The 10,380-nt window shown below is 63.2% G+C and carries 6 protein-coding genes and 2 pseudogenes; 2 read left to right on the forward strand and 6 right to left on the reverse strand.

From position 1 onward, the window contains the following. Positions 1-366 (forward strand): hypothetical protein (locus NA637_RS22715; RefSeq protein ID WP_256074797.1); only part of this gene is annotated, 366 nt, incomplete at its 5' end. Positions 367-706: 340 nt separating this feature from the next. Further along, entirely contained in the window at positions 707-2,164 is a 1,458-nt protein-coding gene (locus NA637_RS22720) for a bifunctional 2-methylcitrate dehydratase/aconitate hydratase (RefSeq protein WP_256074798.1), read from the forward strand. An 824-nt stretch (positions 2,165-2,988) separates the two neighbouring features. Here the strand turns inward: NA637_RS22720 and NA637_RS22725 are convergent. The 6 genes and pseudogenes from NA637_RS22725 to NA637_RS22750 all read right to left on the reverse strand — a co-directional run. After that, positions 2,989-3,774: an alpha/beta fold hydrolase gene (locus NA637_RS22725; RefSeq protein ID WP_256074799.1), complete on the reverse strand. Its 786-nt coding sequence runs from the start codon at positions 3,772-3,774 to the stop codon at positions 2,989-2,991. A gap of 64 nt (positions 3,775-3,838) precedes the next feature. Beyond that, the gene (locus NA637_RS22730) at positions 3,839-4,288 is read right to left on the reverse strand and encodes a hypothetical protein (protein ID WP_256074800.1); all 450 of its coding nucleotides are present in this window, start codon (positions 4,286-4,288) and stop codon (positions 3,839-3,841) included. A 496-nt stretch (positions 4,289-4,784) separates the two neighbouring features. Then, positions 4,785-5,597 carry an SDR family NAD(P)-dependent oxidoreductase gene (locus tag NA637_RS22735; RefSeq protein WP_256074801.1) on the reverse strand — a complete coding sequence of 271 codons (813 nt, stop codon included), beginning with the start codon at positions 5,595-5,597 and terminating at the stop codon, positions 4,785-4,787. Next, a complete protein-coding gene (locus NA637_RS22740) occupies positions 5,594-6,580 on the reverse strand; it encodes an aldo/keto reductase (protein WP_256074802.1) in 987 nt (328 codons plus the stop codon). The genes NA637_RS22735 and NA637_RS22740 overlap by 4 nt, the downstream gene beginning before the upstream one ends. 596 nt (positions 6,581-7,176) lie before the next feature. Further along, positions 7,177-9,670 (reverse strand): annotated as a pseudogene (locus NA637_RS22745) (TOTE conflict system archaeo-eukaryotic primase domain-containing protein). Between the two features lie 478 nt (positions 9,671-10,148). Further along, a pseudogene (locus NA637_RS22750) lies at positions 10,149-10,380 on the reverse strand (glutamine-hydrolyzing GMP synthase); the annotation flags it as partial.

The raw sequence follows: 10,380 nt of genomic DNA on the forward strand, positions 1-10,380 counted from the left end.
ACGCGCAACGCGCCATGCCAGGCGCACGATAAAAAACTCGACACTTCGAGTCGAAAAGGCGGACCGTGGAGCCATCTTATGGGACGTCAATGGGCTAAACGAGAGGTTGTGGCTCAGCAGTGGTTGGCGTTGCCATCATCAGTTATCTCGTTCTGCGGATTATTCTCCGGATCATTACAAACCGCCTGCGTGAGCGTTCACGGCTGGAACCTTGACCCCGCCCGGCCCGAAGGCGTGGCTGCCGCCGGCTTGGCGCTGCGCGCCCGGGCCGAAAAGCTGCCGCGGCGGGAATGGATCATGCCGATCGCTGAATGTCCACCGACTGCGGCAAAACAGATGAACTTTCGGCCGGATCAGTGTCGATAACTGATGGGATTTGCTGCCATTGACCTCTACACGGCGCGTCATTCCGGCCAACGACGACGGCTGCAGCCAGGGGAAAATGCCGCACTGGATGCCGCTGCGGCTAGCACTTGCTGCGCGAGCCCTGCGCACGAGGAACCCGCTGCCGCGCTGCAAGCGGCCGCCACGGCCGCATCCCGCCGTGGCGCGAGCTGAGCCATCGACGGGCCACATTGACTCGGCGCGGCACTATCCCCGGAATCAGCTACGACTCGCCTGCCGATAGGCATCCCCGATGCGCTCGCTGACGTTTTCCGGTTGCGGCTACCGCCGTGCTCATCAATCGCCACAGGAGATGCACGCCATGACCGAATCTGCCACCAAGTCCGCCCGTAGGCCCGACTGGGATGCGGTGATGGTCGACATCGTCGACTACGTCCGCGACTACCGGATCGACAGCGCGCTCGCCTACGAAACGGCGCGCCACTGCCTGATCGATACCCTGGGCTGCGGCCTGGAGGCGCTGGAGTACCCCGCGTGCAAGAAGCTGCTCGGGCCGGTCGTCGATGGAACGCGGGTGCCCAACGGCGCCCGGGTTCCAGGAACCCGCTTGCAGCTCGATCCGGTACAGGCGGCATTCAACATTGGCGCGATGATCCGCTGGCTGGACTACAACGACACCTGGCTCGCGGCGGAATGGGGCCACCCGTCGGACAATCTCGGCGGCATTCTGGCAGTGGCCGACTGGCTGAGCCGCAGTGCGATTGCCTCGGGCAAGCCGCCGCTGACGATGCGCACGGTGCTGACCAGCATGATCAAGGCGCACGAGATCCAGGGCTGCATCGCACTGGAGAACAGCTTCAACAAGGTGGGCCTCGATCACGTGCTGCTGGTCAAGGTTGCGACCGCCGCGGTGGTGGCCGACCTGCTCGGGCTGACGCGCGAGGAGCAGCTGGCGGCACAGTCGCTGGCCTGGGTGGATGGCCAATCCCTGCGCACCTACCGCCACGCGCCGAACACCGGCAGCCGCAAGAGCTGGGCGGCGGGCGATGCGACCAGCCGCGGCGTCCGCCTGGCGTTGATTGCGGCCACCGGGGAGATGGGCTATCCATCGGCGCTCACCGCCAGGACCTGGGGATTCTACGACGTCAGCTTCCGCGGCCAGCCGTTCCGCTTCCAGCGGCCGTATGGCAGCTACGTGATGGAGAGCATCCTGTTCAAGATCAGGTTTCCGGCCGAGTTCCACGGCCAGACGGCCGCCGAGGCGGCCCTGATCGTGCACGGCCGGCTGCGCGCGGCCGGCAGGTCGCCGCAGGATATCCGCAAAATCACCCTCCGCACCCAGGAGGCCTGCATCCGCATCATCGACAAGCAGGGCCCGCTGGACAATCCGGCCGATCGCGACCACTGCGTGCAGTATATGGTCGCGGTCGCACTGCTCCATGGTCGCCTGACGGCCGAGGACTACGAGGATTCGGTCGCAGCCGAACCGATGATCGACCTCCTGCGCGAGAAGATGGTGTGCGTCGAGGACCCGCAGTTCACGCAGGATTATTACGACCCGGACAAGCGTTCGATCGCCAATGCGCTGAGCATCGAGCTGACCGACGGCACGGTGATGGACGAGGTGGTGGTCGAGTACCCCCTCGGCCATCGCCGGCGGCGCGCCGAGGGCCTCCCGCTGCTGGAAGCCAAGTTCAGGACCAATCTGGCGCGCATGCTGCCGGACAAGCGGCAGAAGCAGATCCTCGACGTCTCGCTGGACCTGGCCAGGCTGGAAGCCATGCCCGTGAACGAATACCTGGACCTGTACGTGATCTGAACACTCCGGCGATAGCTCCCTATCGCCGCGCCGTTCGGCATCGCCTGCTGCCCGCCAAGTGCCGCGACGCCGGGCTTTTTGCCGGATGGACTGCAAGATCGGCGAAGCGGGTCAAAAACAGGGGCATCAGCTTTTCGCCCTGATCTTGCCGTGGAAGGCCCAAGCCAAGGGTACTGTATGCGTGCCAGCGTGACCGGCATCAGAATGACGAAGCCGGCCAGGATGAACATCTGACTCAGCGGCGCTGAGGAAGCCTCAGCGAGATCGAGCGCCGGCGGAATGACCAGGGGATAGAGCGCTACGATCGTGCGCCGAAGGCCACGCTGAACCAGCCGAGCACCGCGAACAGTGGCAGAAAATGATGCTTCCATGAGAAAGCGCGCCAGAATGCGGCCATCTAGGCCACCAGCGATAGCACGATGTCAGGGTCAAGCCAGCCTTCTCATGCACGGTATCCAGTACAAACGTCCAGGCGACCACACCCGCCCAGCAACACGAGCATCGCCCCAACCATGTGTAGCCGATGACCGGCACCAGGCCGCAATAACGTGGAAAGCCGCTAGCCACTCCCATCCGTTACCGCTGTATGGGCCATCGCCAGCGTTGCAGGCTGCAGCGCCCTGTCTCGCCTACGCGCCGGCCCAGGAACGCTGGCGCTGGCGCTGGGCGCGGGCAGATCCCGCCTCGCCAGTTCGTTTGGGCTGCGGCCACGCCGGTGGTCAGGCGCGCAAGCCGCAATGAAGTCCGTATTCCGGAACCCACGGCTGTAGGCGATGCGGCGTGCGCCACCTGCCGTTAGGCAGTCCATCGCCTGCCAAGCCAGGCTACAGGGTGGTGAGAAAGGCCTGTATGGCGGCGTTGACCCGTTCAGGATGCGTCAGGTTGGCGGCATGCGGAGCGCCTTCGATCACCTCCAGCCGGGAATGCGGCAAGGCAGCCGCCATGGCCTCGGCGCTAGCCAGGGGAATGGCCTGGTCCGCCGTGCCATGGATTACCAGGGCCGGTACCTGGATCTCGCTCATCCGCGGCTGGATGTCGTCACGTCCGTGCAGCGTGTCGAAACAGGTGGTGACGTCGTGCGCTGCCTTCTGCTTCCAGCCCTGCTTCCATTGTTCGGCGCCCGGCCAGTCGCGTCCGATGATGAGATCGGCAATCAGCTCGGCACTCTCGTCGGTCAGCCCCTGGGTGCTCCACTGTTCCACCAGTGCCTGATGTTGCGGCAGGGTTTCGGGAGCCTCTGGCAGCGCCTGGGAGTCGATCAACACCAGGGCCCGCACCCGCGAGGGGTGGTTCAAGGCGCAGCGCAGCGAGAGATAGCCGCCTTGGGACATGCCCACGAGAACCGCTCGCTGGATGTCCAGGTGGTCGAGCAGGGCCGCCAGGTCGTTGGCCGAATCGTAGTAGGTGAAAGGCTCGATCGTGTCGCCTGCCGTGTTGCCGTGGCCGCGTTCGTCCCAGGCAATGCAGCGATACTGTGACGACAGGGCGCGGATCTGCGGCTCGAACATGCGGTGATCCATCAGCAAGCCGTGAGAGAAGACCAGCACGGGAGCCGCTCCGCCGGTATCTTCGTAATATAGATGCTGGCCGTTGACATCAGCGTAAGGCATGGCGTCTTCCTTTTTGTTGTCGATTGTTGAAGCCCTACAGGCCGGAGCCTGGCGTTTCTCCAACCTACACCCTAGTCAATAACCAATCGCTGTCAACTGACGCCGTCACCCCAACCCACGGCTCGGTGGCCTGGCCTGGAGTACGGCTGCGGGTCGTCCGGGTCGGGCTCGATCCAGCCGGGCTCGCCGTCTTCCGCTGACAGGCTGGCGCCAGCTCCAGGGCCGCGGCGTCTTCCCGGCAAAGGAACGACAGGTACGCCGTGAGCGAACCGGACATGCCGCGAAGCGCCACATGAGCAGCGGCGGCCGTCTCGATCACCGGCAACAGGTCGCGCTTCTGGCTCGGCAAGTTGAGGCTCACCGCGACGATCAGGTCGCTTAGCCAGACACCACGGGCACGATGGCAACGGGTTGAGCAGCCCGCCGTCCACAGCCGGATATTGAAGCTCGCCATGCGGCCTGGGTCGAGCCAGATACGCATGGCATAGGGTTTCAGCTCGCAGAGCTGGTTCATCGCGTCCCGCACCGAAGTCAGTACCGCAGTGTCCGGCGCTCATGCGCTGACCACTTCCCGCCTTGGCACAACTGGTTGGAATTGATGCCGTTATGCCTGGCTACCATCGAGGCGCCTTGCGCAGGCTCTCCGCACCATGGTGAGCTTTTCCTCAACGCTCCAGCACCGACGCCGCTCCTGACAGTCTTTTTGCTGCTAACCACAAACATGACTCTGGACTGCCCGAATCAGGCTGACTGACCGAACGCTCCCGGGATGGGTATCGAGTGGGCGCGCGGAACCCAGCCATCTACCGCAACCGTTTGATCCCCGGCCCGCTAGCAGGCCGTTGAAAAACTACCTGCGTTGGCAATCCTGCATCAAAAAGATCCTGGGTCGCCAGCCCGGTCACAATGCTCATTTACAGCCGTAAACTCGATCGCGAGCCCGGTCCGCTTCCTCGGCCCTTTTGGCCTTGTCCTGCCTGCCTCGCCTACAGTTTTCAACGGCCCGCTAGTCAGGAGACAGTCCAGCCCGCGTCGTCGAGCGCGGCGGCTGCGGCCTCGGCCTCCGGAGCCCCTGGCGTCCAGCGCGAGGCATCGAGCCGTCGCCCGGTGACCGCGGACGAGGCGTCCGAGGCCAGCCAAAGAAGCGGCGGCACGACAACGGCGGGATCGAGCAGGTTGGCGCGAGCTTCGGCTGGAAAGCCGTCCGGAATCATGCCGGTTGCCGTGGCGCCGCCCGGAAGCAGCGCATTGACCGTGACCCCGGTCCCTTCGAGGTCCTGCGCCCAGATGATGGTTTCCGATTCCAGCGCCGCCTTCGAGGGGCCATAGGGCGAGAAGCCACGCCGGCGCATGGTGGCGTGATTCATGGTGATGTTGACGATCCGCCCGTGACCGGCGGCGATCATGCCCGGCGCGGCCGCCCGTGCCATCAGGAACGGCCCGTTGACGTTGGTATCGATCACCATGCACCAGACCTCCGGATCGGCCTCCCAGAACCGGGTCGGCTCGCTCAGAAAGCGCTCGCTGACGTACTTCATCCCGCGCCCGGCGTTGTTGACCAGCAGATCGAGCCGGCCGAAGCGTTCCTGCGCCAGTGCGACGATGCGGGCGCAGTCTTGCTCACGGGTCACATCGGCGACCATTGGGACGATGCGGCCGCTGCCATCCTCCGCGGCGACGGCTTCGACCTCCGCTGCCTCGCGGGCGGCGGTGGCGATCACCCGCGCGCCCGCGGCCGCAAGGCCGAGCACCATGGCGCGGCCGAGCCCGCGTCCACCGCCGGTAACAATGGCGACCCGGCCCTCCAGCGCGGCGCCGCTCACCGGTTCAGCGCCTGCATCTGCGGCGCGGCGTAGCGCGGGCCCGCAGCCGCCCCCGGCGGCAGGATGCGGTCGATGCGCGCGAGGTCCTCGGCGCCGATCCGTACGTCAAGCGCGCCGACATTCTCCTCCAGTCGGCTGCGCTTCTTGGTGCCGGGGATGGGCACGATGTCCTCGCCCTGCGCCAGCAGCCAGGCCAGCGCGAGCTGGGACGGCATGCAGCCCTTCTCCTGCGCCATCGTCTCGATCTCCTGCACCAGATCGAGGTTCTTCTGGAAGTTCTCGCCCTGGAAACGCGGCGAGTGGCGACGGTAGTCGTCCTCGGCGAGATCCTCGATGCGGCGGATCTGCCCAGTGAGGAAGCCGCGTCCGAGCGGGCTGTAGGGGACATAGCCGATGCCCAGCTGGCGAACCGTCGGCAGGATCTGCTCCTCCGGCTCTCGGCTCCATAGCGAGTATTCGGTCTGCAGCGCGCTGATCGGATGCACGGCGTGCGCCCGGCGGATCGTCTCCGGTGCCGCCTCCGACAGCCCGAGGTAGCGGACCTTGCCGGCCTTGACCAGCTCGGCCATGGCGCCCACCGTTTCCTCGATCGGCGTGTCCGGATCGACGCGGTGCTGATAATAGAGGTCGATGTGGTCGACGCCGAGGCGCTTGAGCGACGCGTCGCAGGCCTGGCGCACGTATTCGGCGTCCCCGCGAATACCGAGATACTCGCCCTTCTCGTTGCGGACATTGCCAAACTTGGTGGCCAGCACCACCTGCTCGCGGCGATCGGCAATCGCCTTGCCGACCAGCACCTCGTTGGTGAACGGGCCGTACATGTCGGCGGTGTCCAAGAAGGTCACGCCAAGCTCGATGGCGCGGTGGATGGTCGCCACCGCCTCGGCCTCGTCGCGGCCTGCATAGAAGTCCGACATGCCCATGCAGCCGAGGCCGAGTGCGGAAACCTCGAGGCCCTGGCGGCCCAGTTTGCGCGTTTGCATTTGCAGGTTCCTCTTTAAGTTGTCGCCTTCAGGATAAACCGGCGGTGTCATCCGACCAAGAGGATGACGCTGTTCGCGGTCCTTGCAACAACGCATGAACCGCTCGGTGTTGGAGCGCAATACCCTGGCCTCGTTCCCCGCCCCAGGGACAGACATTGGCACAACAGCGAAATAGATTTCCTGCAGAGGTCGAATGTGCTCCCAGATACTGTCGACTACACAGCGAGAGAAGCTCGTCCCAGCACCGTCAATGACATGGCATGCGAGTTGCCCGCATACAGCCGATCCCCGCCAGATTTCAGCATGGCATTTATCCAAGCGTTCGACCAGACGCAGTGAGCCGCACCAACTCAGCTGGCCACTAGACAGGAGCATCAGAGCAGCGTCGCATCCAGTCGGCGGAATCGCCCTTGGGATTGCCCCATTGGTAATCATTGACGAAGCTGATCGGGGTAATGCTGGCGCGTAACGAGCGCGCGCAGTTCCGCCATCTGCTTCGGGGTCAGTGGCGTATCGATGGCGACGAATTCGTAGTACTGGTATTCACTCATCACGATTCACTTTCCGTGAAGGCCATGTGATCTGATCGATGGCATTCATTCGCCGATTCGATACCCCATGGCCTTGTATCCGCGCCGGCGCTTGTCCCACATCCGCAGCAGCGCCGGGTGGCCCGTGTCCACGAAATCGATGATCCGCACATCGGTCTTGTTGGCATGCTCGCGGTGCAACCGGCCGGCATACTGCTGCAAAGTACCCCTCCACGACACCGGCATCGCCAGCACCAGGGTGTCCAGCGGTGGATGGTCGAACCCCTCTCCGACCAGCTTGCCGGTGGCGAGCAGTACGCGCGGCGCTTCCAAGGGGAGAGCCTCGAGTTGCCCAATCAGTGCCGCTCGCTGCTTCCGTGACATCCGGCCGTGCAGGACGAGCAGTCCTGGAATCTTTCCAGCCAAAGCCGCCGAAATGGCTTCGAGATGGTCGGTACGCTCGGTCAGCACCAGCACCTTGCGGCCTTGGCTGAAGGCGTGTTCGATTTTGGCGGCGATTGCGGTCGTTCGGCCCTGGTCATTGGCGAGGTGCCGGAACACATCCTGAATTCCTGCTTCGAGCGGCAGGTCGATGCACCCATGCAGCGAATACGGCGCCACCGCCAGATCGTGCGGAGCACCGGCAGGTTTTGCCGCCGTGTGCCGAATGGGTCCACATTGCATAAAGATGATCGGTTGCTGGCCGTCGCGACGGATCGGCGTGGCGGTGAGGCCGAGCACGTATTTCGCCTTGGTGCGCTTCAGAATGGCGTCGAATGACACCGCGCCGACATGGTGGCATTGATGCGCGCCGTCCATGGCGCGCACCCTGCGGGCGCACTAACGTGCGTCCAATTTCGCTCCCGACGAAATTGTCATCCACGATGACATGACTGTAGTTCTCGACCAACGGATTCACTTCGCCCTTCCGTGACAGGGACTGCATCACCGCGATATCGATCTTCCCTGTGGGTCTGGTCTTGCCGCCACCGATCGTGCCGATCGCACCTTTGTCGAGACAAAGAAAGGACCGCAGACGCTCCTGCCACTGTTTGAGCAACTCCGTGCGATGTACCAGCACCAGTGTGTTCACACCACGGTTGGCAATCATCGCTGCCGCGACGACCGTCTTGCCGAAGGCGGTAGGCGCACACAGCACGCCGACGTCATGGCTCAGCATTTCCGCAACCGTCGATTGCTGATCCGGGCGCAACTGACCGGCGAGGGTGACTTCCAGCGACTCGCCACCATAGCGCTCATCACGCAGATCGCAGCGGATGCCGTTGTCTCTCAACAACGCCCGCGCGGCATCCAGGCAACCGCGCGGCAAGGCAATGTGCTGCGGATAGTTCTCGGCACAGCCGATCACGCGCGGTTTATCCCAGACCGACAGCCGCATCGCCTGTGCCTTGTAGAACTCCGGGTTCCGGAACGCGGCGAGGCGGATCAAGCGGTTCGCCAGCGCCTGTGGCAACTGTGCTTTCTCGAAGTAGACGAGATTGGCCAGCGTCACAGCAAGCGACTCTGGCATGGAAGGCCCCGACAATTTATTCGCCACCGGCATCGAACGCTGCCACGGCTTTGCCAACTCTTCTTCGTCGATGAATGTGACATCCAATGGATGCACGCCACCGGTAGCACGCAGAATGCTCGGCTCGATATCGTGCGGCGCCATCGGCTGGATTGAAGCTAGGAACGCCCATTGGTCGTCGAACGGGCGCAGTTCCATATCGACGAAGACGCTGCAACCGTTTTCGCGGGGTGTTTTCTGCAGCGGCAAGGCGACCAGGTTGCCGAAACCGCCCTTGGGCATCGTGTCCTGATTGGGGAACAGGCGGTCGTAGGACGCGAGCTTCAATTGCCGGGTGCGCGAGCAGGTATGGCTGATGATGGCCGTGCCCAGGCGGCGGGCATCGCGCGCCGGCACCCGGCCAGCGAAAAATACCCAGACGTGCGCCCCTTCGCCGGATCGTGAAATCTCGATAGCCGCCGGGACACCGAGTTCGGTGCAGGATTGGGCGAAGGCCCGGGCATCTTCTTTCCACTCGGCTTCGTCGAAATCGATGGCGAGAAAATGACAGGTATCGTCCTCCAGCAGGGGATAGACGCCGACCGTGTGCCTGCCGGCAAGATGATCGTACAAGACTGCATCCGATAGCGGGATCAGCAGTCGACTGCCACAATCCCCGCACTTGATGCGCGGCTTCTCGCAGACACCTGCGCGCCATTCACTCGGGCCATCCATGGCCCTCGCCCTCCGGGCAGCTTCGCTGTGCAAATTTGCTCTCCTTGCAAATTTGTCGTTGGCGCAGGCCGGCGAGTAGCCCGACTTGGCCGAAGTCTTGCCTTCCCAGCGGATCGGATAGACATCCGTGCGTCCCCGGAACAAGCGGCGAAACAGCGCTATTTTTTCGTCCGTGGAAAGCCGTGAGGGCTCCAGCGTCAAAGCTGGCGGCACGGGTTCCGGCGGCGCGCGCCATTGAATGCCGTTCGCTTCCAGCAGGGCGATCAAGCGGGCGTTTTCAGCCTTCAACTCCAGCAAGGGATCGCGCTCAATCATGGACTCGGTACCCGGCGATCATTGTCCAAGCCGATAGATTTCGAATACCGGAAGGATACGAATTTTCTACCTGACATCCTATTTGTCGCGCAGTTCGTTTCTCCTTGAGGGACGAATTGAGCGAAAAACATCGATATTTACTGCGCAGTATATGAACCGGAACGCCACTACGAAATACACAAGTTCGCCGAAGCGTTTTTAGTTTGTATGTCGCTCTTGTTTGGTTTTACCGTCTGAAGCCACACGGATACGACAGTAAATGCAGACACCGAGATTTCAAGAACCAATCTACCGTCAGGTTTACCGTCAAATCTTCGCGCTGCATGCGCGAACCGCCGACAGATGACAGGTGCGAAGCCTTTCGACATCAATCGCTTACCGCCGCAAGTCCGCGCAATTGACGATGTGGCCGAAGTGATTGTCAAAAACCACCAAGCCGCTGATAGTGCTGAATAATTCTTGCCGCTTCGAATGCCAGTCACTCCCACTCGATCGTCGCTGGCGGTTTGCTCGATACGTCGTAGGTCACGCGTGAGATACCGTCGATTTCGTTGATGATGCGGTTGGAGACCTTCTCCAGCAGCTCATACGGCAAATGTGCCCAGCGTGCGGTCATGAAGTCGAAGGTTTCCACCGCACGCAGGGCGATGACCCAGGCGTAGCGGCGGCCATCGCCGACGACACCCACCGATTTGACCGGCTGGAAGACC

Origin of the sequence: Stutzerimonas stutzeri (assembly GCF_024448935.1) — a bacterium.
In the GTDB taxonomy this organism is placed as follows: domain Bacteria; phylum Pseudomonadota; class Gammaproteobacteria; order Pseudomonadales; family Pseudomonadaceae; genus Stutzerimonas; species Stutzerimonas stutzeri_AO.

Excerpts from the sequence above, each read along its gene's own strand:
- NA637_RS22720 (WP_256074798.1), top strand. The coding sequence starts at position 707 with ATGACCGAATCTGCCACCAAGTCCGCCCGTAGGCCCGACTGGGATGCG.
- NA637_RS22725 (WP_256074799.1), bottom strand. The coding sequence starts at position 3,774 with ATGCCTTACGCTGATGTCAACGGCCAGCATCTATATTACGAAGATACC.
- NA637_RS22730 (WP_256074800.1), bottom strand. The coding sequence starts at position 4,288 with ATGAACCAGCTCTGCGAGCTGAAACCCTATGCCATGCGTATCTGGCTC.
- NA637_RS22740 (WP_256074802.1), bottom strand. The coding sequence starts at position 6,580 with ATGCAAACGCGCAAACTGGGCCGCCAGGGCCTCGAGGTTTCCGCACTC.